The organism is Plesiocystis pacifica SIR-1, assembly GCF_000170895.1.
In the GTDB taxonomy this organism is placed as follows: Bacteria; Myxococcota_A; Polyangia; order Nannocystales; family Nannocystaceae; genus Plesiocystis; species Plesiocystis pacifica.
In genome coordinates this window covers 1-20124 of the sequence record NZ_ABCS01000146.1, presented here as the reverse complement: position 1 = coordinate 20124, position 20124 = coordinate 1, and the positions used below count along the sequence as shown (strand labels likewise).

Annotated in this window: 19 protein-coding genes and 2 pseudogenes; 10 read left to right on the top strand and 11 right to left on the bottom strand. The window is 65.9% G+C overall.

The window, feature by feature from the left end; all coding sequences use genetic code 11:
- Window positions 1–569: 569 nt before the first annotated feature.
- Genes PPSIR1_RS38435 through PPSIR1_RS38425 form a run of 3 tightly spaced genes read right to left on the bottom strand, consistent with a single transcriptional unit; the run spans window position 570 to window position 3342 of the window.
- Window positions 570–1481, bottom strand: a complete 912-nt coding sequence (locus tag PPSIR1_RS38435; protein WP_232296620.1) for a hypothetical protein — start codon at window positions 1479–1481, stop codon at window positions 570–572.
- Entirely contained in the window at window positions 1460–2260 is an 801-nt protein-coding gene (locus PPSIR1_RS38430; RefSeq protein ID WP_006976694.1) for a hypothetical protein, read from the bottom strand. The genes PPSIR1_RS38435 and PPSIR1_RS38430 overlap by 22 nt, the downstream gene beginning before the upstream one ends.
- Window positions 2260–3342, bottom strand: coding sequence for a hypothetical protein (locus PPSIR1_RS38425; protein WP_232296619.1), 1083 nt, complete (start codon window positions 3340–3342; stop codon window positions 2260–2262). Before PPSIR1_RS38425 ends, PPSIR1_RS38430 begins: the two co-directional genes overlap by 1 nt.
- 536 nt (window positions 3343–3878) lie before the next feature.
- Between PPSIR1_RS38425 and PPSIR1_RS38420 the strand changes: the two genes are divergently transcribed.
- Window positions 3879–4904, top strand: coding sequence for a hypothetical protein (locus PPSIR1_RS38420; protein WP_157596414.1), 1026 nt, complete (start codon window positions 3879–3881; stop codon window positions 4902–4904).
- 681 nt (window positions 4905–5585) lie between these two features.
- Here the strand turns inward: PPSIR1_RS38420 and PPSIR1_RS38415 are convergent.
- Both PPSIR1_RS38415 and PPSIR1_RS47105 read right to left on the bottom strand, forming a co-directional pair.
- Window positions 5586–5972 carry a hypothetical protein gene (locus tag PPSIR1_RS38415; protein ID WP_006976691.1) on the bottom strand — a complete coding sequence of 129 codons (387 nt, stop codon included), beginning with the start codon at window positions 5970–5972 and terminating at the stop codon, window positions 5586–5588.
- Between the two features lie 45 nt (window positions 5973–6017).
- A pseudogene (locus PPSIR1_RS47105) lies at window positions 6018–7536 on the bottom strand (IS1380-like element ISPlpa1 family transposase).
- Between the two features lie 165 nt (window positions 7537–7701).
- Here PPSIR1_RS47105 and PPSIR1_RS38400 point away from each other — a divergent pair.
- Together PPSIR1_RS38400 and PPSIR1_RS38395 are read left to right on the top strand one after the other, a co-directional pair.
- A complete protein-coding gene (locus tag PPSIR1_RS38400) occupies window positions 7702–9681 on the top strand; it encodes a hypothetical protein (RefSeq protein WP_006976688.1) in 1980 nt (659 codons plus the stop codon).
- Between the two features lie 13 nt (window positions 9682–9694).
- Window positions 9695–10123, top strand: coding sequence for a hypothetical protein (locus PPSIR1_RS38395; RefSeq protein WP_006976687.1), 429 nt, complete (start codon window positions 9695–9697; stop codon window positions 10121–10123).
- Window positions 10124–10126: 3 nt separating this feature from the next.
- Here PPSIR1_RS38395 and PPSIR1_RS38390 read toward each other — a convergent pair whose 3' ends face one another.
- The gene (locus PPSIR1_RS38390; protein WP_232296618.1) at window positions 10127–10666 is read right to left on the bottom strand and encodes an RNA polymerase sigma factor; all 540 of its coding nucleotides are present in this window, start codon (window positions 10664–10666) and stop codon (window positions 10127–10129) included.
- A 33-nt stretch (window positions 10667–10699) separates the two neighbouring features.
- Between PPSIR1_RS38390 and PPSIR1_RS38385 the strand changes: the two genes are divergently transcribed.
- Window positions 10700–12046 (top strand): serine/threonine-protein kinase, encoded by a 1347-nt coding sequence (locus PPSIR1_RS38385; protein WP_006976685.1) that lies wholly within the window; start codon window positions 10700–10702, stop codon window positions 12044–12046.
- An 11-nt stretch (window positions 12047–12057) separates the two neighbouring features.
- On the opposite strand, the gene PPSIR1_RS38380 is transcribed toward PPSIR1_RS38385, so the two are convergent.
- Window positions 12058–12549 (bottom strand): hypothetical protein, encoded by a 492-nt coding sequence (locus PPSIR1_RS38380; RefSeq protein WP_006976684.1) that lies wholly within the window; start codon window positions 12547–12549, stop codon window positions 12058–12060.
- A gap of 387 nt (window positions 12550–12936) precedes the next feature.
- Window positions 12937–13173: a hypothetical protein gene (locus tag PPSIR1_RS50600; RefSeq protein ID WP_232296617.1), complete on the bottom strand. Its 237-nt coding sequence runs from the start codon at window positions 13171–13173 to the stop codon at window positions 12937–12939.
- 68 nt (window positions 13174–13241) lie between these two features.
- Here PPSIR1_RS50600 and PPSIR1_RS47100 point away from each other — a divergent pair.
- Window positions 13242–13469, top strand: a pseudogene (locus PPSIR1_RS47100) (helix-turn-helix domain-containing protein); the annotation flags it as partial.
- A gap of 43 nt (window positions 13470–13512) precedes the next feature.
- Here PPSIR1_RS47100 and PPSIR1_RS38370 read toward each other — a convergent pair.
- Window positions 13513–14702, bottom strand: a protein-coding gene (locus tag PPSIR1_RS38370) for an IS3 family transposase (RefSeq protein ID WP_086002079.1) whose coding sequence is annotated in 2 segments (ribosomal slippage) — window positions 13513–14432 and window positions 14432–14702 — 1191 coding nt in all. Because the reading frame shifts where the segments join, the coding sequence is not laid out codon by codon here.
- 70 nt (window positions 14703–14772) lie between these two features.
- On the opposite strand from PPSIR1_RS38370, the gene PPSIR1_RS50960 reads away from it, so the two are divergent.
- The 3 genes from PPSIR1_RS50960 to PPSIR1_RS38360 all read left to right on the top strand — a co-directional run bounded on the left by PPSIR1_RS50960 (window position 14773) and on the right by PPSIR1_RS38360 (window position 16906).
- The gene (locus PPSIR1_RS50960; protein WP_006976679.1) at window positions 14773–14895 is read left to right on the top strand and encodes a hypothetical protein; all 123 of its coding nucleotides are present in this window, start codon (window positions 14773–14775) and stop codon (window positions 14893–14895) included.
- 154 nt (window positions 14896–15049) lie between these two features.
- Window positions 15050–15619, top strand: coding sequence for a hypothetical protein (locus PPSIR1_RS48810; RefSeq protein ID WP_157596413.1), 570 nt, complete (start codon window positions 15050–15052; stop codon window positions 15617–15619).
- Between the two features lie 162 nt (window positions 15620–15781).
- Window positions 15782–16906 (top strand): tyrosine-type recombinase/integrase, encoded by a 1125-nt coding sequence (locus tag PPSIR1_RS38360; RefSeq protein WP_006976678.1) that lies wholly within the window; start codon window positions 15782–15784, stop codon window positions 16904–16906.
- A gap of 314 nt (window positions 16907–17220) precedes the next feature.
- Here PPSIR1_RS38360 and PPSIR1_RS38355 read toward each other — a convergent pair whose 3' ends face one another.
- Complete coding sequence (locus PPSIR1_RS38355) at window positions 17221–17649, bottom strand: hypothetical protein (protein ID WP_157596412.1); 429 nt, start codon at window positions 17647–17649, stop codon at window positions 17221–17223.
- A gap of 69 nt (window positions 17650–17718) precedes the next feature.
- Here PPSIR1_RS38355 and PPSIR1_RS45080 point away from each other — a divergent pair, with 69 nt between their 5' ends.
- Window positions 17719–18360 carry an HAD-IA family hydrolase gene (locus tag PPSIR1_RS45080; RefSeq protein ID WP_006976675.1) on the top strand — a complete coding sequence of 214 codons (642 nt, stop codon included), beginning with the start codon at window positions 17719–17721 and terminating at the stop codon, window positions 18358–18360.
- Here PPSIR1_RS45080 and PPSIR1_RS38345 read toward each other — a convergent pair.
- Window positions 18343–19485 carry an ArsA family ATPase gene (locus PPSIR1_RS38345; RefSeq protein ID WP_086002077.1) on the bottom strand — a complete coding sequence of 381 codons (1143 nt, stop codon included), beginning with the start codon at window positions 19483–19485 and terminating at the stop codon, window positions 18343–18345. The genes PPSIR1_RS45080 and PPSIR1_RS38345 overlap by 18 nt on opposite strands.
- Before the next feature lie 19 nt (window positions 19486–19504).
- Here PPSIR1_RS38345 and PPSIR1_RS50955 point away from each other — a divergent pair, with 19 nt between their 5' ends.
- Window positions 19505–20077 carry an acyl-CoA carboxylase biotin carboxyl carrier protein subunit gene (locus PPSIR1_RS50955; RefSeq protein ID WP_006976673.1) on the top strand — a complete coding sequence of 191 codons (573 nt, stop codon included), beginning with the start codon at window positions 19505–19507 and terminating at the stop codon, window positions 20075–20077.
- Window positions 20078–20124: the final 47 nt, after the last annotated feature.

Below are 20124 nucleotides of genomic sequence, written 5' to 3'. Positions count from 1 at the left end.
CGCGCCCCCCGAGCCCGACCCCGAAGCCCTCAGCTGGCTCGACAAGGGCGAGCTCAGCCCCTGCGAGGGCGTGTGCGCCCAGGTCCACGCCTGCCTGATCGTCGGCGCTGATCGAGACCTCTCCCCCCGAAGGCTCGAGCGCGACGCGGCCCAGCTCGAGCTCGCCTGCCTGCGCACCTGCGTGATCCAGCCCGCCCGCTTCGAGGGCTGCGGGGACACCCTCGCGCGCCCCGAAGAGCCCGCCAACGCCCCCTTTTCCCCCCCCGGGCGGACCCGTCGCGGGGCCCTCTCCCCTCTACCCCCTTCGAACCCAACCCACCGAGATCGCTGCTGTTTCGCATGTGGTGGGGGTTCTGGGCCAGTTTGGCGCTTCCTTGAAAGTGCTCCTCAGTCTCTCTCGTCCCGCCTGATCCCGGCGAGTCAGTGGAGACATCCTGGAGACGACCATCGGGTCGACTTGGCACGGTTCTCCGTGGCCATGTCGGCCCGTTTTCGTCTCCAGGAACCCAACCACGACGACGAGCCAGGCCCATCCCAGGGCCCAGCTCGCTCGCGTTGAGCTCACGCCATCAGGCGGAGATCTCGAAGTTCCAGCGCCCGATCAACACTTTCCCCATCTCGGGGTCGTTGTCGATCGCGCGCAGCGTCACCGACCCGCGCGCCGCGTCCTCGCAGAACATGATCTGCTCGTTCAGCCCGTGCTCACCCACGCGCATGAACTTCACGTTCTCCCGGTTGGTCGTCCAGACCATCTCGTCGGTGCGGTAGGGCATGATGAGGTCATAGGGCGTCTCCGGGTTGACCTTGTAGACGGCGGTCAAGTCCGGCTTGAGCCGGCCCTCGGGATGCCCCTTGCTGCCGTAGCCCGTCGCCTGCTCGCCAGACTCGCGCGCAGCCACGAGGATCTTGTCTCGCGGCACCGTCAGCCGCTCGCCCGCGCGGTGGCCATGGCCGGCGAAGGTCCCGAAGTGCTCTGCCAGCATCACCGCTGGCCGGATCCGCGTCTCGACCGTCTCTTCGCCGACCTCCAGCACCGTGACCTCCATGAGCTCGACCTGCGTCCGCTCGAAGGGTCCATTGGGGTCGCTCTGCACGGCCACGACGAGCACGTCTTTGGGCTCGAGGTTGTCGATCACCTCGTCCGTCGGCGGCCAGCCGTCGGGGAAGCGCTCATCCAGCTTGGCCCGGAGCTCGGGGTCGAGCTCGTCGACGCCGAGCAGATGCCCCGTCGCCGGCCGAGGGGATACCTCGTCATCGACCACCCGCCTGCTCGGCTTGGTCTTCGGCTTGGCCTGTGTCTCCGCCTCGCCCTCCGCGGCCGCGTCCCCCGAGTCGGCATCCGCGTTCCGCTTTGCCAAGTGACGCTTGAGGAACCACCAGATCCCCGCGCTGACGCCCAGGCCCGTTGCCGCAACCAGTCCGATGATCTGCCAGGTCTTCATTCTCTGCTCTTCTCCGGTCAGACGACGACGAAGCGCCACCGCCCCAGCGAGAGGCCCTCGCCCAGCTCCGTGTCTCCGTGGAGCTCGCACTCCACCCGCCCGCGCTGGGCTCGACGGAGGGCGATCGTCGTCGCCCGGTCCCGTCGGCCGAGCTCCACGACCTCCGCCGCTCCCCGGGGCTCGATCGTCCAGGCCTTGGGCGTCGCCGCGCCAAAGCTCAGCTGGATCGGCTCGCCCTCCCGCACGTAGCGGACCCGCGCCGCTCCCTCCCAGTGCTCGAGCTCCCCATCCTGCTCGGGGTCTTCGGGCCTCGCCCACCCAACGACCGTGCGCCGAGGGACGAGCGTGAGGCTCTGGCAGGTGATCCCGTGGCGCTCGCTCTCCCGCGGCGAGCAGCTGGGCGCGACGATGAGGTCGTCGCCGTCGACGGCGATCACCGTGGCGGTGAGCAGCTCTCGGGTCGTCGTTCCAGGCTGGCTGCCCACTTCGAGCACGACCCCCACGCGATCGCCCTCGCCGATCCTCGACTGCCCGAGCTCCCGGAGCATCGGCCAGCGCTTGGACAGCACGGCCGCGACCTCGCGCACCTGGAAGTCGCCGAGCTCGGCCCGAGACACGCAGCTGTAGCCCACGCACCGGTCAGCCTGGCAACGCGTGAACACGTCGGCGAGCTCGTCCTCCGCGGCGCTCCGCTCGGCCCGGGCGGCCTCGTCCTTGCGATCGCGCTCGTCGGCGAGGCGATCGCCGTAGCGCTGCACGAGCACGACCCCGACGGCCACGAGGGCCCCAACCACGGCGAGCTTCCCCAACCAGCCCATCACGCCACCTTGGCCAGGTCGAACTTCCAACTACACAGCGCCCGCTCGCGGTCGCCCTTGGGCACGAGCAGCGCCACGTTCACCTCGCCGGCGACGCCTTCGAGGCTGATCACCGCCCGCGTGCCGTCGACCTCGATGATGCGCATCTCCACGTCATCGCGGGACACTCGCAGCGTCGAGCCGCGTGGCAGCGTCGCCATCTTGTCCGGCCGAAGCTCGATCTGCCCGCCGGGCATGACCCGGTAGCGCTTGCGCCGGTTCTTAGGCACGACCATGGCAGGCGGCTCGGCCTTCAAAGGTGGGGCAGCTGCCGGGAGAGCTCGGGGAGCCGGGAAAGCGGTGGGGCTCGGGGAAGCCGGGGGATCCGATTCGGCCTGAGCGGGCTCAGGTGTCGCCGGCGGCTCTTCCTGCTCGTCGTCCGCACTCGCCTTCGCCGGGATCTTGATCACCCGAAGCACGCACAGCGGGTGGACCACGAGCTTGTCGCCCACGCTCACCCAACACCCCGGGGAGTCCTGGTGGCGCGCGCCCTTGGTGTCGAGGCGGGCGAGGACGTCGAGCACGACCTCCCCTTCCTCGAAGCCCTGGATCTCGGCGGCGAAGTAGTGGGGCTTCGCCCGCTCAGCCCCGACCAGCTTGGACGCGGACGCGAGCAGGACTTGATCGCCGATCTCCGGCTCGTACTGGAGTCCGTGCGTGTAGCCGGGGAACGCGTCCTCGACCAACAGGCCCAGGGCGTGAAGCACGTCCGCGTCGAGCTGGCGCCGCTCGTACATGCCCGTCTCCGCGAACTCTTCACCGCCCTGGGCTTGTGGCTCCGTGGCGGGCTCAGGCTCGGGCGCCTCGGCTTTCGGCTCGGCCGCCTGCGCCTGCGTCTTCGCCCCAGTTTCCTTCAGTGGTGCGGCGGGCGTCGTTCGCTCCTTCGGCGTCGAGCTCGTCTCTTGCTTGCTCGTCTCCGACGGAGCACCCGCCCCCCGCTCGCGCTCAGCCAGGAAGCTCTCCGCGTCGATCCGCGACCCCGTCAGCGTCGACTCATCGATGTCGAGGTGGACGGGACCGTCCGGCATCTTCGGCGTGTGCACGGCCCGTTGAGGCTCGCTGAGAAGCCCCTCGAGGTAGAGCCCCCCGAGGATCAGAGCGCCCCCCACGAGGACGACTCCCCCCAGCGCCAGCAGGACCTCCCTCTTCATCATCACCTGTAAGTCTGACGCGCTTTCCGGGCCCCAGCCAAGCTCGCCGCGCGGACGGCCACCGCACGAACAGGTCGTCGGGTGAGCCCTCCGTCGCGCTGCCTCGACGATGGGGCCGCCTCGCGGCCGGCACCAAAACAGCCCTCGCGCCCGGCGACGTCAGAAAAAATCGAAGCTAGCTTGAGCGCCGTAGCACTGTCATTTGCATGGCCGAATTGCACTGCCATTTCGGGCTGAGCTCCGCCTCATTCCGCGGCGAGCACTGCCCCACGTCCGCCAAGAAAGCCTCGACGATGTCCAAGCGAGCCAAGAAGCGAGCCCCCACGCAAACCCCTCCCGAGTGGCCCGAGTTCTTCCGCCAACACGACACGGAGCTCACCCGAGTCCGCATGCTCTGGCGTCGAGGCGGCGGTCGATACCGTCCACTCGTGCCGGTCAACCTCGCCCTCGAAGACCTCGAGCAAGCCGACTTCGAGACCTGGGAAGAGCTCGAACTGCCCGAGACCCACTTCGAGTGGGCGCTCGTCGAGGACATCCAGCCCGAACAGCGCGCCAGGCAGCTCGAAGATGTCGCCCGCGACCTGTGGAGCGTCGCCGTCCTCTGGACCAGGGCCAAGGGGCCCGTGTGCGACTTCCAGATCCGCGGCTACGGCAGCGAGGACACGATCCTCTTCGAGGACGGCAAGCGCTGCAACCTCAGCGGCGAGCGCTCGCGCTACGACGACGGCGAGACCCGCGAGCGCGCCCCGATCGACGAGGCCATCCGCGGGATGATCGGTGACGAGCGCGCCGCCTGGCTACAGCTCGACCGTGTCAAGGACACCCTGATCGACAGGCTCAACGGAGACCGCGAGAAGCTCTTCGAGCACCTCGAGCGCGTGAACCGGGCTGCCCCGGAGACGATCGAGAACGCCCACGGCATCCTCGACCGCGCGCTCCAGTTCCAGCAGCGCGCCTTCGACAACCTGGTGAGCCAGGAGGATCACACCCTGGAGATCCGGCTCCACGCGATCACCGAGCACAACCGGACCCAGCGGGTTGAGTCCTTCTTCAAGTTCGTCAAGGACGTGGGCGACTCCGCCGTGGGAGCGTTACCGACGATCCAGAGCACCTTGGAAGGCGTCGTCACGGGAGCTCGCACCTTGCCCCGCTTCCGCGTGGCCCAAGACGCGCTCCGCTACCTGAAGATCAGCCTGGAGCCCGAGCGACTGGCGATGTGCTTCCACGGGATGCCCTCGGAGAAGCGCAAGGCCGCCGACGAGGTCATGACAACGCTCAAGCGGCTGAGTAAGACCGAGGACGAGAACACCGCGCTGGCCGGCTGCGGGCCGCTCGTCGACAAGCTGTTCAAGACCCGGATCTTTCGCGAGGTTGCGACCCGTCAAGAGCAGTTCGCGGCCGAGTTCATCATGGGCAAGCTCGCCACCGAGCGCATCATACTGGACGACTACTAGCCGTCGCTCTTGTACACTCGCGCCATGCAGTCGGAGGAGCACACTCTAACCACTGTGGCTGTTATCGGAAGCATCGCTTTCGTACCAATCGCAGCCTACATGTCATACTCGAACGCTATCGTCGGGTACATCATCATGGCTGTGGTTAGTCTGGTTGGGCTGGTAGCTTGGCGCGAGTTGAGACGAGAGGGAGGCGGAGTTGCTCTACCCGTCGTTTGCGTGGGAGTCGTTGTTGGGGCCTCGACTTGTGGAATCCGATGTCAAAGTGAGGCGGCCAAGGATGAGAAGGTGCGTCGAGCACAAGCTGCAAACCTCAAGCGGCAGGAGGCTAGAGAACGCGAGAACGAGCGTGTTGAGAACCTCGCGCGTGAGCACGAACGAGCCCAGGCCATTGAGGCCAAACTGAACGCGCCGAAAGAGCTCGCAGTGGAGGCTACTGGACGACTTCGGGGGGCGAGCGGGCGTCTTGAAGTCGCCGACGCGATCTGCTTCGCAGACTTTGTGCTCTCGCTACCGGATGTTCATGGCTCGGCATTCGACACCCTGAGTGGAGCAAGGGAAGCGGCGGCGAAGAGCCTCCTCAAGACCGTCAGACAAGAAGAAAAGTCTGGGCGCACCTTGGTCTGTCGAGACGGCGCAAGCTCTGACTGCTTGTGCTCAGAGTCCCATCGCGGCTGCTGTTCAAATCATCGCGGGGTTGCTCGATGTCAGCCGGTCCCCAAGATCGAAATCAGCTGCGCTAAAGAAGACCAGAAAACGCTCGTTGAGCGTCACCTCGCTGCGATTGGAGAGCCAATCCCTCCAGCGCCGGGGCTCCCTTCTCGGAGTCCGCCACACCCACCACAACAACTCAGTATCCTCGATGCAGACGGGTAGACCCAACCCAAGTCCCAGTCCCCACGCTAGTCCAAAAATAAGCGTGTTCGGAGCAAAGCGAGCCCCCCGCACGAGTCCGAGTAGGTCGACGAGCTCGAGTTCGACCACCTTGACGTCGAGTTCGAGCCTCTCGAGCTCAATCAGCAGCACGATCAGCCGCGCGACCGACTCGGACTGGGCGTGAGGGCGCACGTGTCCCGAAGCCGACGCTCCTCGTAGCGCTGATGTCACTGAAGTTCAGACCTGCAGGCAGGCGTGGGCGGAGAGAAACTCGTTGATGTAGCGATGTGTCCCAAGCACCCGGACCCGCAGCTGGCGAGCTGTGCGTATGACCTGGGCTGGGATGTCGACGAAGGCTCGGCGAAAGCGCTTCCATTCCCACCGGGTGACTTCTTTGGGCAGCGCGAGCTGAGCTGTCCATTTGCCGAGGTTCCAAGCCAGTCGGGCGATCTCCAGCCACGCAGCGTTTCCCCGCAGCTGAGCGACCGGCATCCTCCACGCGGCGATCCCCGTGTGAAGACCAGCCATGATGTTCTCTTGATCACAGCGCTTGTAAGTCTCGTCGATCACATCTTCAGCCGACCAGCTGCTCGGGAGATTCGTGACCACGTAGCGATACCGGACCTCTTTCCACATCTCGCGCTGCGGCGACTTGCCCTTGGAGACGTCGAGTATTTGTCGGCGAATGATGAGCCGTGTGCCGCCGGGACCTTCAGTCTCAGCGACCGCTTGCCTGGCAAGCTTCAGCTCCTTGTAGCCTCGCTGCCGAGCTCGGCGCTTGCGACGGTTTCGCTTCTTCTTTCGACGCTTGAAGCTTGGCTTGGCTTCGCGCTCGGCCGCTGCTCGCTTGGCTCGAGTTTGGAAAGGAGCGCCACATTCGGGGTTGCTCGGCGATTGCTGGCCGATCAGGCGTCTCCCGCCCCACGAACGCGAAGTAGCAGCCATGCCCTTCGCAGGCGTGACGGAGATCGGCGCGATCGTAGTCGCTGTCTGCGAGCACGAGGACGGTCTCGAATTGTTTGAGCAGACGCGGGAGTACGTCATCGAGGAGCTCGGCAGCCCCATCACTGGAGCGGACATTCCCGCCACGAAGCCGCAGCCCGACACACTCGCCATCGGCCAAAGATGCGACCAAGATGCTGTAGGACCACTTGCCCTTGTAGTTGAAGTCTGCGCCCTCGCGGGTCGAAGACGTCTGCTCGAGATGACCATCGAGATGCAAGACCGCGAGCGGCTTGCGCTTGCGCTTGCGCGACCACGACCAGCGCTTTGGATTCTTCCACATCGTCTCTTGCACCTCATCGATGCCCGCACGCAGGCTCTCGAGTTTGCCCCTCGGGACGAAGCGCCTGAGGAAATCTCCCGAGGTCGTCGGGTCAGGCGTGCGTTCAGCGCCCAGGATCTTGAGCAACGCCTGGTCTTGCTGCAGCATCGCCATGTCTTCCAGACATGAGCCGCCTGCGTAGAGCATCAAGGCCTGACAGATGACGTGATCGGACTCGTGGTAGGGGAGGTAGCGCTTGAATACGTCGACGTTGGCGTCCAAGGTCTGCGCCGCCTTCAAGCGCCGCAGCAATGCCAGCGGCAACGCCAGCCCACCAAGGCTCGTGATATCGGGTCGAGCGTCATGCTCGACGTGGATCTTGTGATGCCGCAGGACCGGCCCTGGGCGGCTGGGCCAGGGCAGCTCCTCGTGAGGAATCGACGTCCCGGAGTTGACGTGACTGGCGCGGGGGAGCGGTGTAGGCTTCTTCACTTGGAGTCCTCGAGGTTGGCTGTTGAGGTGGTTGGCACTTCCTCTGACAACTGCTCTCTGCGGGACTCCAGCTATGGTTTTGGATCTCACTCACGCGTCGGACTGACCAACGCGCTTACTTCAGGGCTAGTTCTCCCTTCAGTCGAGCCCCGCCAAACTTGAGGGATGCTCCTGCGTCCTGACGTGATTCACCAGGATCCAGCCACCAAGCAACTGGCGCGGGTCTTCCCCGAGAGCACCGGCTGGCTTCAGTTCAAGTCCCACCTCCCCGGCAAGGAGGTCTTCGCCAACTCGGTCCTCGACCCCTCGATCGGCATCGACGGCGAGCTCGCGCTGGAGACCTTCGCCAAGGCCGACTGGATGAACTGGATCTCGACGACCCAGATCAGCCTGTACGAGGTCGGGACCCGCGTCGGCCTCACGCCCACGGTCGGCCGCCCCCTGACCAGCGCGCTCGCGGATGTCTACAAGAACATCCAGTTCACCCTCGACGCCTACAACCGAGGCGCGGCGCCCGAGGAGCTCGTCGCCGACCTCCTCAAGAACGCGGGCCTGCAAGCGCTCCAGCAGATCGCCGGCCAGTCCAACATGATCGCGCAGACCGTCGCTCAGGTGATCGCCGCCGCGGTCTGGGCAGCGGATGTCGTGGCCGCGCATCGCAACTCTGAGCTCGCCAAGAACGTCAGCCTTCCGCCCTTGCAGTCGGAGGAGCCGGCCACGGACAGCTGGCAGGTGAACCGGGTGTTTGAGTTCATTCGTCGTGCGGGCTCCGGCGGCGTGGTCTTTCCAGACGGGAAGATCGAAGCGGCCTCGAACGCCGACTATACGAACTTGTACCTGCCCGCCTACCGACACTCGCGGGCATGGAAGATCCAGTATCGCAGCGGCGGGGTCGCGGCTCAGCAGGGCGACCCCAGCAAGGCCCGAGGACCTCGGGGGGAGACCGAGTTCCAGTTCGACCCGGGCGATGGCTCGACCTTCGGGTTCATGCCGGGGACAACGACGAGTCTGCGAGTCCTACAAGCCTCACACCGCTTCTACCAGAGCGTCAGGGGCACCCCCGTGGATCGCTACGCGCTCCGATGCCGCGGGATCGACAAACCTTGCTGGCAGTCCCCAAAGGCCTTTGACGGAACCAAGGACTGCCGCCAGTGCGTGGCGGCAGAATCCGTGTGGCCAACCAAGGGCGTGGGCTGGGCCTACGGTGGGGCACCGCTGAATGCGACGACTCCTGGGGAGAACGTGGGCGCCTTCTACCCGTCCATGAACAAGCTCCTGCTCAACCTACTGGGGATGATCGTCCAACCCGGCCCCCTCCTGTTCACGGTCGACTTCGCCCTCGTCTATGACTCGTGGCGAGCCTGCTTCGAGCGGTTTTGGGACTTCATCCGCCGCGAGTGGTCCCGCTACTCGGGCTCGGGCTGGAGGGGAGTTCTCTCGCGCCTGGCGACGTTGATGACCGCGTACACGAGTGACAGCGGGCTCGTAGTTGGCGGTCGAGACCCGGGCCACCCGCTCGCGTTGATCCAGAACCCGCGCGAGGGCGAGTTCCAGGTGCCATTCGAGGCCTCGATCTTCGCTCAGATCATCGCGCCCTACTGCCGCGACGCCTACGCCATGCAAGCCCACTACCTCGACACGCTCGAGATCGCCTACATCCCGCCCGGAGCTGGGGCGCTCTACCAAAAGTCTGGGAAGCTCAAGACGGACGCGCTCGGGAGCAAGTTCGTCAAGGCGCGGAAAGAGCTCCTGTCGAGTACCAAGCGCATGAGCGTCAACCTCCGGCAGGTGACCGACCCCGAGTATCGCGCGGCTCTGCTCAGCTCGGGCGTGAAGCTCCCCAAGACGAACCCTATCCTCGACGGCAGCCCTGGTATTGGACACGAACTGCTCGTGCCACAGACGAAGCCCGCCCGAGCTCCGAAGCGACCGAAGATCATGACTGAGCCCGCACTCGCAGGTCTCAACGAGCTCGCAACTCGGGCACCTAAGCCCGCTCGTGGTGGTCTGGGAAGCACCGCTCACCAGTGGTCGTCTCGAAAACGGGCTGGGGTTGCCGTCGCCGTGGGGCTGGGTGCTGTCACCATCGCTGGAGTCGCTGGGGCCGCTGCGCTCCGACGGGCGACGCCCCACGAGGAGGAGTGATACAGTGCCGCCGATGCGCAGGAAGCTCCTCGCCGTGGTGCTCTTGGCCCTCACCGGAGCATGCTCCGAACCTGACATCTCGCAGGAAGTGGAGGACTACGCGGACGCACTCGGGGACGCCGAGGCCCTGGCCTGCCAGTGTCCGGCTGCGCTGGGCTTTGACAACGTCGCAGACTGTGGAGCGGCGTTTGGGATCGTCGGATCCGAGCGACAGAGCTGCATGACGGAGGCCCTCCGTGGGGAAGAGGACCCCCAAGCCTTCGTGGCCTGTGCGAGCGACGCGGCGCGAGAGTATTCGGCCTGTCTCATGTCGAGCATCGATGATGGGTGCGAGCAGAGTCAGCACCTGTCATGCGTCGATGCGTTCGAGGACGCGGCGCTGCAATGCCCCGGCGCATCGTCAGCAGCAGCCGCCGACTTTCTAACCTGCGAGAACGACTGAGCCTCAGCTCGCCAGCTGGACCACGCGACGGAGCCGCTCCATCGCCCGGAACACCCCGCCCCTCACCGCGGCCGGTGAGCGGGTCTGCTCATCAGCCATCTCGACGGCTCGCTTGCCGCCGAGGTAGCGCTCCTCGATCAGCTCCCGGTCTTGGGTAGCGAGCTTGTCCAGAGCTCGTCGCACCTTCTGATACTTGTCGTAGTGGTGGAGGGCCGTCTGTAGCCCCGGCCCCGACTGCGGGAACGAGTGCACCATCGGCGCGAAGCGGCCCTGCTTGAGCAGGCTGATGCATATCCGGTCGTAGATCTTGACGCAGAGGATCGCGCGCATCGGGATCCCGCGCTCGATCGCGGCGATCGGCGGCTTTTCGAGCACGGCCATGAGCGCATCGTGGGCGATGTCCTCCGACTCGGCCTTCGCTCCCTGCCGCCTCGCCTCGACGATCGACCATACCCTGTACTTACGGACAAGCCAGTCATGGACGACCGGATCCTTGCGCTGTAGCCCATCCACGAACAACTGCGGGTACATCTCGTAGTTCATGGGCATACGGTCGTTTACCATGGCGATCGCGTCATGTGGAGCCCCTCGTCCTCCGAGCCGACACCGCCGTCGTCGACCATCGTCGACGACCCAGCGTTGCATGAGTTCGCGAAGGATGAGGGCGTACCCATGGAGCTCATTCAAGGGGCGCTGGGTCAGCAGACGGAGCTCTCAATCTTCCTCACCTTCCTGCGCTCGACGCCCGAGACGCGGCCGTGGATCAACGAGCGCTTCGAGCTCCTCGAGGCTGTGGGGGAAGGTAGCTACGGGCAGGTCTACCGGGCACTCGACCACGTACTCGCCCGAGAGGTCGCTATCAAGATCATGCGCCTGGGCGATCCGGAGACGGCAGACCGCGAGGCGAGGGCTCTTGCTGCACTCGTGCACCCCAACGTCGTGCGGATCTACGATCAGGGGCGCGAGGACGACTACCGCTGGATCGTCATGGAGTGGCTCAGCGGCCCGACCTTGCACGCGTGGTGCGCGGACAAGGAGCCGGCCGAGATCTTGGCGCGCTACGTCGAGGCCGGTCACGGTCTCGCGGCGGCGCACCGTCAGGGCCTGGTCCATCGTGACTTCAAGGCCAACAACGCGATGCTCGACGGCGCAGGCAAGGCGATGCTCGTCGACTTTGGACTCGCCCGCACCGTCGAGGCCCTGAACGCGCGGCCGAACGAGGAGCGCATCGTCGGGGCCCTTCCATACCTGGCCCCCGAGCGCTTGCGCGGGCAAGCCGGTGACGCGCGCAGCGATCAGTTCGCGTTCTGCTCGGCGCTCTGGGAGGCGCTCGCTGGGGCGAACCCGTTCTTCCTTGGGGAGGACATCGAGACCCGCCTGGAGGCGATGGCGTTGCCACCTCGGGACCGAGACCGGGTACCGCGGCGAGCCCGAGCTGCGTTGGAGCGCGGGCTCGCCAAAGAGCCAGCAGATCGCTGGCCGAGCATGGAGGAGCTTCTCGACGCTCTGACGGTTACACCGAGACGAATTCGGCTTGGTGCGGCGGGCGTGCTCCTCGTTGTCGCCGCGATGCTCATTCTTGGGGTCGTCCAGCTGAGGGTGACCGCGACAACAGCCCCAGACATCGAGCTCCCTGAGCTCTCAAGCCCCACGCATGCAGCCCTCTTGGCCATGCGAACCAACGACCATGGAGCGGCGATCGAGGCTATTCGCACCGGAGCCTACCTACCTGGCCAGCCTGAGCCCGATATCAACTTCCTGACGGTGGCAGAGGCCACCGCGAACTGGTTGGAGGGGGCGAACAAGCAGGCCTTTGCAGGCGAAGCCTGGCTGGCCATCGCACGTTTGCGTCATGATGCCGGCGATGAGAAAGGCGAACAGGCGGCCATCGCCAAGATGCTAAGCCTGTTGCCCGCCGAATGAGCTCGGGATTCTTATAGCGGAACCTCATACCCTTCAAAGCAGGTCACGGTGCCGTCCTCGTTGCAAACGCCGTCGTCACACCACATCAGAGTTCCTCCACAGTCATAGAAGCCTGGCCAGCAGACCCCGTTCACACAGCAGATCGCTTGCGCCGTGCTCGTGCCAGAACTGTACTCCTTCGCTTCGCACAGCCCTGGAACCGAGCACGCGTTCTTCAACGGGATGTACGCGACCACGAGCTGCATCACCGGATCCACGACTTCACCGAAGCGAACGTGGAAGGGGATGGATCCCGTAGAGCAAGGGCTCATGCCCTTGAGCTTGACCTCCCCGGTCGGGTCGAGGCACACGTCGGCGTCGAGAGTCGGGGCGGTCGGGCCGGTGTACTCGCAGACTCGCGAGCTGTCGCAGAGATCACGGTACTCCGCGCTCGCGGATAGCGGCGCGAAAACGAGCGCGAGACCGACTAGCCCCAGGATTGGGAAGGTGATTTTCCTCGGCATCCCAAGATTTTACTCAGGCGCTCATGTAGCCACAGCTGCGACAACAAAGGGGGCCGCCGAGGCCGCTCTGGCCTACCTAGCGGCCTGTTCGGCCCTCGTTCATCAGCGGGGCGCGGACGGTGTTGAGGGGGTCCTCTAAGAAATTCGGCCCTGGGACTCAAAAAACCCCGAACGTTTCACCTCGTCGATGGAGATAGGGAGTAGATGCCCGTCTCCGCCCGCCCCCAAGAGCGGCGGTGGCCCTTGGAGCTCACACCTGGAGTTCTCCGACAGCTCGACCGCGAGCTGCTGAGCTACTTCTTGCATCGCACTGGCTCGAGCGAGGTCGCCCGAGAGCTGCGGCAGGAGGTTTGGGTCGCTGCCCATGGCTACCGCGGCGAGTCTTCGCTACGCCACTACCTGTTCGCCATCGCTCGCCGACAACTCGCCAGCCACTACCGGATCAAGCGCCGCTCCCTCGTGCCCTTGCCCGAGCTCCGTGACGAACTCGACGTCGAGCACGTGGTGCTGTGCCGCGAGGTGGCCGCGGCTGTCGATCGCGTTCCCGAGCCTTTTCGAGCTGCGCTGAGGCAGTTGCTCGCTGGTCGAGACGGGAGTGAGAGCGCCGCGAAGCTGGGTTGCCAAGAGCCGACGCTGCGCTCACGCCTTCACCGAGGGCGCCAGGCCCTTCGAGCTGAGTTGAGGGCGGGCATATGAGTGTCTTGGCGACGCTCTTCCTTGCGGAGCCACCAGAGGCCATACAACGAGTGGACCCGAAACAGTTTGGCCGACATCTCTGGAGTCTCCGAAAGGCCCGTAATCTGACTCAAGAAGTCCTTGCCGAGCGCAGTGAGCTCTCGTCGGACACCATCCGCCGACTCGAAGCGGGGACTTTCTCGCCAAGCCTCAACACCTTGACGGGTGTTGCTGGTGGCCTTCAGCTTCGGTTGTCTGGTCTTGCCCCAAAAATTCGGACACCTGGTTTTATGCGGCTTGACTCGCAGTTAACTCCGCGTAGTAGTTCCGCTCGTACTCGACCGGCGAGCAGTACCCAATGGTCGAATGCCTACGTTGGCCATTGTAGAAAATCCCGATCCATTCTGCAATGGAAATCATTGCCTCGTCTTGGGTGAGAAAGATCGTTCGGTAGACGTGTTCGCGTTTCAGCGTGGCGAAGAAGGCCTCGGCCACGGCGTTGTCCCAGCAGTTGCCTCGGCGGCTCATGCTGCATGTGATCCCCTCGGCGTCGAGGGTCTCGCGGACGCGTGTCGCCTTGTACTGGGCGCCCTGGTCCGAGTGAAAGAGTAAGCCGGCGTCGGAAGGCTTGCGGCTTCCGAGCGCAACCTCGAGGGCTTCGAGGACGAGCTCGGCGCGCATGTGATCGGCCATCGCCCAGCCGACGACTCGGCGCGAGTACAGGTCGATCACGACGGCCAGGTACAGCCAGCCGGCAGCGGTCCAAATGTACGTGATGTCCGAGACCCAGACTCGGTCGGGCTCGTCGACGTCGAACTGACGGTCGAGGACGTTGGCCGCGAGCTCGGCGGTCGGCTCCGTGTCGACCGCCCGGTACTTCGGCTTCAGGTCCGCGCTGAGGCCCATCTTGGCCATGAGCCGGGCGACTCGCTTGCGGTCGACCTCGAAGCCTTGGGCCTCGAGTTCCTCGGTCACCCGGGGGCTGCCGTAGGTACCGCGGCTATCGTCGAAGATCTCGACGATAGCCGCGCTCAGCTCCTCGTTCGCCTTGGCCCGCTGGGACGGCTCTCGCTTCAGCCAGGCGTAGTAGCCCGACCTCGACACCCCGAGGGTCTTGCACATGATCTTGATCGGGAAGTTGGCCTTCTCCGCCTCGATGACCTCGTAGGCCTTGGCTGCTACGAGCTCTCCCTGGCGAAGAAGGCCGCGGCTTTTTTTAGGAAGTCGCGCTCCATCTGCAGGTCGCGATTTTCCCTCCGAAGGCGCTTGAGCTCTTCTCGCTCTTCGCTGGTTAGCGGGCCGTCTTCGCTGGGACCTCCCTCGTCGATCTTGGCTTGCCTCACCCAGTTCCTCAGCGAGTTCTCGGGTAGATCGAGATCTCGTGCGACCTGGGCGATCGACTTGCTTGACCGGAGGCAGATCTTGACGGCCTGCTCCTTCTGGCTCGTTGAAAATGTCCTGCGCTTCTTGCGTGGCACGTGGTTGTCCTCCAGTTTCCCTCTTCTGGAGGTGTCCTTCAAACTGGGGCAGATCTAGTCTACGCTGTTCATGAGTTACGAGGATGGTGAACTCACGCTGGAGCAGCAAATCGCGGAGATGCTCGTAGGGCGCACCACGGAGGAAATAGAGATCCTCGTGAAAGTGCTGCGTGTACTTCTAGATATCGACTGAGCGACACACCCTCTGAAGAGAGTGCTGCGTGTACTGCGCGCAGGTGCCTGCCCGGCGGCGCACTTCACACAAGTGGTTGCCTATCTGCTCGAATTCGTGAATTTACGATCGTGATCGGAAGGCGTGACGTGCTTTCTTGAGCTAAGTCGTGCTCATGAACAAACGCGACTTGGCAATTCCGCGTCTGGGTGACCAGACTTTCATCTCAAATGGTCTCGACGCTGAAGTCGCTTATCTCCATCGAGGCGGTAGTTTCTGGGGTTATGCGCTAGGGTTCAAGAGCGCCGCAGACATCCTCGTACAACAGGCAGTCGACGGAGGTGCAGTGATCGACTCAGTTGTATATCCAATCTGTTTTCTCTATCGACACTACATCGAACTAACTCTCAAGGCACTTGCAAAACAAGCTGCGCAGCTCAGCTCTACCCCTGGGCGCGAACCTGATCATAAGATCATACCTCTTTGGAAAACGATACGTAAGGCTGTTGACACGGGAGGTGATACCGCCGATCTAGATGCTGTAGAAGAGACCTTAAGGGAGTGGGACCGCTACGATCGAGGCTCATTGACGTTCCGGTACCCCACAAAAAAGGGGAGTGAGGAAACTACGATCCCCGAGGACCTAACGAATATTAACCTCGCGCATATCGCCGACCAAGTCGCCAAGCTAGACAACTTCTTCGCAGGCCTAGATGGATATTTTGACGATCTGCTGAGCCCGTAGAGAGTTGCTGCCCCTAGCCCGTCGGTAGGACAGCTTGTACCCAAACCTGTCCCTGAGTCACGGTCCAGGAACAACCCCAACCCCTGTCGCGTCACGGCGTCCCATCCTCTAGGATGGACCCCGCGAAGCAGCAGCGGCTCGTGGTTGAGAAAGCGACCCACGATGACCGTGAAAATCCGCCCCTACCGCAACGGGGGCTACGAAGTCGACATCATGACCCGCCTGCCCAACGGCAAGAGCCACCGAGAGCGCCGCAAGTCGCCGCACTCGTCCAAGGCTGCGTCGTTGCGCTGGGGCAGGGAGCGCGAGCGCTACCTGCTGGTTCATGGTCCGATGCGCCGTGCCTCGGGAGAGGACACGGCCCAACCCAAGAAGGAGGTCCCGACCTTCGCCGAGTTCGCGCCCCGCTACGTGGAGGGACAGGTCAAGGGCAACGGCGCCAAGCCGAGCCACGTCGAGTCGATCGAGCGGCACCTGCGGATCCACATCCTCCCAGCCTTCGGGGACAAGCGCCTCGACGAGCTCGAGCAAGAGGATCTGGAGCGCTTCAAGGCGAAGCTCGGGGAGACCCGCAAGAACAAGACGATCAACAACATCCAGACGACCCTCAGCACCCTGCTCAAGGCGGCGGTGGCGTGGAAGGTGATCGAGGAGGTCCCGGTGGAGATCAAGCGCTTGCGTGTGGTCCGCAAGAAGATGGACTTCTTCGACTTCGACGAGTTCGCGCGGCTGCGCGAGTTCGCGGCCAAGGCCCCGAGCGACGCGACGGACCTTGCGATCGTGCTGCTCGGCGGAGACGCGGGGCTGCGCGCGGGTGAGATCCGCGGCCTGCACTGGAACTCCCTCGACTTCCAGCGCAACCGGCTGACGGTCGAGTGGGCCGAGTGGCGCGGTCAGATCACGACGCCCAAGCACGACAAGATCCGCGTGCTGCCCATGACGCAGCGGCTGCAGAAGGCGCTCCGCCAGCTCCCTCGGGACCGCAAGCTGGTGCTCGCGCAGCCCTCGGGGGATCCGCTGACGGTGGGTCTGCTGTCGAAGCGTCTGCGCCGAGTCGAGAAGCGGGCAGGGCTGCGGGACAAGGGACCGCACACGCTCCGGCACACCTTCTGTAGCCACCTGGCCATGCGCGGCATCCCGGCGCGCGTGATCCAGCAGCTCGCCGGCCACTCCAGCCTGGTCACCACTGAGCGCTACATGCACCTGTCGCCCGGCGCGACAACGGCCGCGATCGCGGCTCTGGAGGCCCCTCCGCCCCATCAGGAGATCCCCAAGCCGGGCGAGTAGGACCGCCGCGCGTGGAGAAATGGTGGAGACGGCTCTCCACCTGACCAAAAAAACTTAGTAAAATCAACGAACTAAAGCCGACTGGTCCAGGGCCCTCTCCCCTTGCCCGGCCCTGGCGGGCCGTTGGTTTGGGGCTCCGACGGTGGGCTTCACTCGAAGCGGGGTGGGCTTCACTCGAAGCGGGGTGGGCTTCACTCGAAGCGGAAGGAGTCGAGGAAGGCGTCCGCCTTGGGCTCATCCGCGGACGTGTTGGCGATGGCGTAGTGGACGGTAACGAGGCAAGCGAAGTCCTCGGTCTCGAAGGAGCGAGCCTTTCACCACAGCTGCTCCCCCGAGGGCCCCTCCCCCTCGAGCCCAGCGACGCCCTGAAGCTCGACCTTCCCCGTGACGCTCGTGCCCGCTCCCCGCAGCTGCTCGGTCACGATGTCGATCTCCTCGGGCAGCTCGAAGCCCGGCGGAAAGAGGACACAGCTCAGGTCGTAGCGGAGCCCCTCGTGATCGAGCAAAAAGGCGTGGACGTCGAGGATCGTGCCGCCTCCGGGACGGGACTGGAGCTTCGAGGCCTCGGGGCGCGCGGGGAACACAGCCGAGAAGCCGCCCTCTGGCGAGGCGTAGCGAACCCCGCCGTCCTCCTCGCCTCGCTCGACCACGCCCTCGTGGCTGGAGTCTGCGGGCTTGCAGGCGAGCGCCGAGACGAGCAAGCAGGCGCAAACCAGGGTCCGAAGGTGGGAGCGAGCGATCACGAGGTTGATGTTCCAGCCGAGCCTCGCTGGTTTCAACGACCGGCTCGGGGTTTTAGAGTAACGGTCGCCATGCGCCATGACGCTCTGCTCCTCGACGCCGCGGGCACGCTGCTGCACGCGACCGAGCCCGTGCCCGAGGTCTACGCCCGCGTCGCGCGGAGCCACGGGATCGAGCTCGACGCGGCGACGGTGAAGGGCCGCTTCGGCGCGGCGATGGCCGAGGCCGCGCCGCTGCGCCTGCGCTCGCCGGACTGGCGAGAGTTTTGGGCCACGGTCGTCCACCGCTGCACCGGCAGCGAGAGCCCGGCCCTGCTCGACGCGCTCGTGGCTCACTTTCGCCAACCCAGCGCGTGGCGTGTGGCCGAGGGCGCCCGGGCTTGCTGCGAGGCCGCCCGCGCGAAGGGCATGAAGCTCGCGGTGGTCTCCAACTGGGACCACAACCTCCGCGGGGTGCTCGAGGGGCTCGGCGTGCTCGGCTGGGTCGACGTCGCGGTGATCTCCGGGGAGGAGGGCGTGGAAAAGCCCGACCCGGCGATCTTCGAGCGGACCCTGGCGCGCCTGGGCGTGCCCGCCGAGCGAGCGGTGCACGTCGGCGACAGCGAGCGGGCAGACGTCGAGGGGGCCCGCGCGGCTGGGTGCACGGGCTGGTTGATCGGCCGCGACGTCGCCGACTTCGAGGCCCTCGCGGCCGCGCTACTCGCCAAAGATTGACGCGCCCAGCTTCACGAGCGCCGGCAGGGTGTCCGGCGGCTCGGGGTAGCGCGGCGCGGCCCAGATGCGCACGCCGGGGCGCTGGGCGGCGATGGTCGCCACGGCCGCCTCGCTGGCTCGGCCCTGGGCCTGCGCGCCGTCGTAGACTGACCAGGCTCGGGCCTGGGCCCGCGCGTCGAGGCCCGCGGAGTCGAGGGCGGCCTCGACCGCGTCGCGCTGCGGCGGCGCGGGCAGCTTGGGCTCGAGGCGGTTGAGCACGACGGCGTCGATGTTGAGGCCGTAGTCGTCGAGCTGATCGAGGAACACCCCGGCCTCGCGCACGGAGAAGGTGGTCGCGGCCGTCACCAGCAGCACCCCCGTGGACGGGCTGCGCAGGGCCTGCTCGAAGTCGCCGCCGCGGCGGGTGAACTCCTGCAGCACCCCCGAGATCTCGCGCAGGAAGGTGCCCAGGTCGCGGATGAAGGCGCCGCCGCCCATGGCCTCGAGGGTCCGGGTGAGCACGGAGGTGCCCAGGCCGAGGATGCGCGCGCCGATCCGACCGGTGCCCGCGAGCAAGCGCGCGCCGGGGTTGTCGATGAGCTCGCGGATCCGGCTGGGGGCCTCGAGGAAGTCCATGGCGTTGGCCGTGGGCGGGGTGTCGAGGACGATGAGGTCGTGCTCGCCGGCGTCGAGCAGCATCTGCACCCGGGCCATGGCGGCGAACTCGAGGGCGCCGGACAGGCGCTCGGCCATGGCCTGGTAGATGCGGCTGTCGAGGATCGACTGGGCCGAGGCGGCATCGCTGGCGCACTCGCGGACGATGGTGTCGAACACCCGGCCGCCGTCGAGGATCAGCGCGTCGAGGCGCGCCCCCTCGGGCAGGCCGAGGTCCTCGCTCGAGAGCGCGACCAGATCGCTCGCGCGGCTTTCGCTGCCCTGGGCCTGCTCGACCGGATCGATACCCAGAGCCTGCGCCAGGCGGCGCGCGGGGTCGATGGTCACCACGGCGACCTTGCGCCCGTGGACCTTGGCGGCGTGCAGGGCCAGGGCCGCGGCGTTGGTGGTCTTGCCCACGCCGCCTGGGCCGACGCACAGCACCAGACGTCGGCGCGCGAACACGGCGGCGCTAGACGGCGAGTCGGCCATGCCTTAGCCTCCCTCCCCAATGGCAGGCCCTCGGAAAGACCAGCGCTCGGCTTTCAACGTCCGCGTCGGCGAACGCGAGCACGCCGTCGAGGTCCACGTCGGGGCCGACGGTTCGCGCACGGTCACCGTCGACGGTGAGCCCTTCGAGGTCTCCGGCGCCGGCGCGGGCACGGTCCGGGTCTCGCCCGGAGAGGCCGGCGGCGGTCGTCAGCTCGAGGTCACCCTCGCCCAGGGCGAGGACGGCCGGCCGACGGAGGCCTGGCTCGCCGGCGGCGGTCGGAGCCGCGTCACGGTCCAGACCCAGGCCGAGGCTCGCCTCGCCGCGGCCCTGGGCAAGAGCGCCGGCGGGGCCGGCAGCGGCACCCTGACCGCGCCCATGCCCGGGCGCATCGTCAAGGTCCTGATCACCCCCGGCGAGTCCGTCGAGCGCGGCGCCCCGGTGATCATCATGGAGGCCATGAAGATGGAGAACGAGCTCCAGGCTCCGGTCTCCGGCGTCGTCCAGAGCGTCGCCGTGGCCGAGGGCGACACCGTCGACGCTGGCGCGGCGCTGTGCGAGATCGAAGCCCCCGAGGGCGACGAGAACGCCTAGTACCGCGTGTCCGAAGTCCGCGCCGGGTTTGGGGTGGAGCTGGGACC

Excerpts from the sequence above, each read along its gene's own strand:
- PPSIR1_RS38430 (WP_006976694.1), bottom strand. The coding sequence starts at position 2,260 with ATGGGCTGGTTGGGGAAGCTCGCCGTGGTTGGGGCCCTCGTGGCCGTC.
- PPSIR1_RS38400 (WP_006976688.1), top strand. The coding sequence starts at position 7,702 with ATGCTCCTGCGTCCTGACGTGATTCACCAGGATCCAGCCACCAAGCAA.
- PPSIR1_RS38395 (WP_006976687.1), top strand. The coding sequence starts at position 9,695 with ATGCGCAGGAAGCTCCTCGCCGTGGTGCTCTTGGCCCTCACCGGAGCA.
- PPSIR1_RS38390 (WP_232296618.1), bottom strand. The coding sequence starts at position 10,666 with ATGAACTACGAGATGTACCCGCAGTTGTTCGTGGATGGGCTACAGCGC.
- PPSIR1_RS38385 (WP_006976685.1), top strand. The coding sequence starts at position 10,700 with ATGTGGAGCCCCTCGTCCTCCGAGCCGACACCGCCGTCGTCGACCATC.
- PPSIR1_RS38380 (WP_006976684.1), bottom strand. The coding sequence starts at position 12,549 with ATGCCGAGGAAAATCACCTTCCCAATCCTGGGGCTAGTCGGTCTCGCG.
- PPSIR1_RS50960 (WP_006976679.1), top strand. The coding sequence starts at position 14,773 with ATGAGTTACGAGGATGGTGAACTCACGCTGGAGCAGCAAATCGCGGAG.
- PPSIR1_RS48810 (WP_157596413.1), top strand. The coding sequence starts at position 15,050 with ATGAACAAACGCGACTTGGCAATTCCGCGTCTGGGTGACCAGACTTTC.
- PPSIR1_RS38360 (WP_006976678.1), top strand. The coding sequence starts at position 15,782 with ATGACCGTGAAAATCCGCCCCTACCGCAACGGGGGCTACGAAGTCGAC.
- PPSIR1_RS45080 (WP_006976675.1), top strand. The coding sequence starts at position 17,719 with ATGCGCCATGACGCTCTGCTCCTCGACGCCGCGGGCACGCTGCTGCAC.
- PPSIR1_RS38345 (WP_086002077.1), bottom strand. The coding sequence starts at position 19,485 with ATGGCCGACTCGCCGTCTAGCGCCGCCGTGTTCGCGCGCCGACGTCTG.
- PPSIR1_RS50955 (WP_006976673.1), top strand. The coding sequence starts at position 19,505 with ATGGCAGGCCCTCGGAAAGACCAGCGCTCGGCTTTCAACGTCCGCGTC.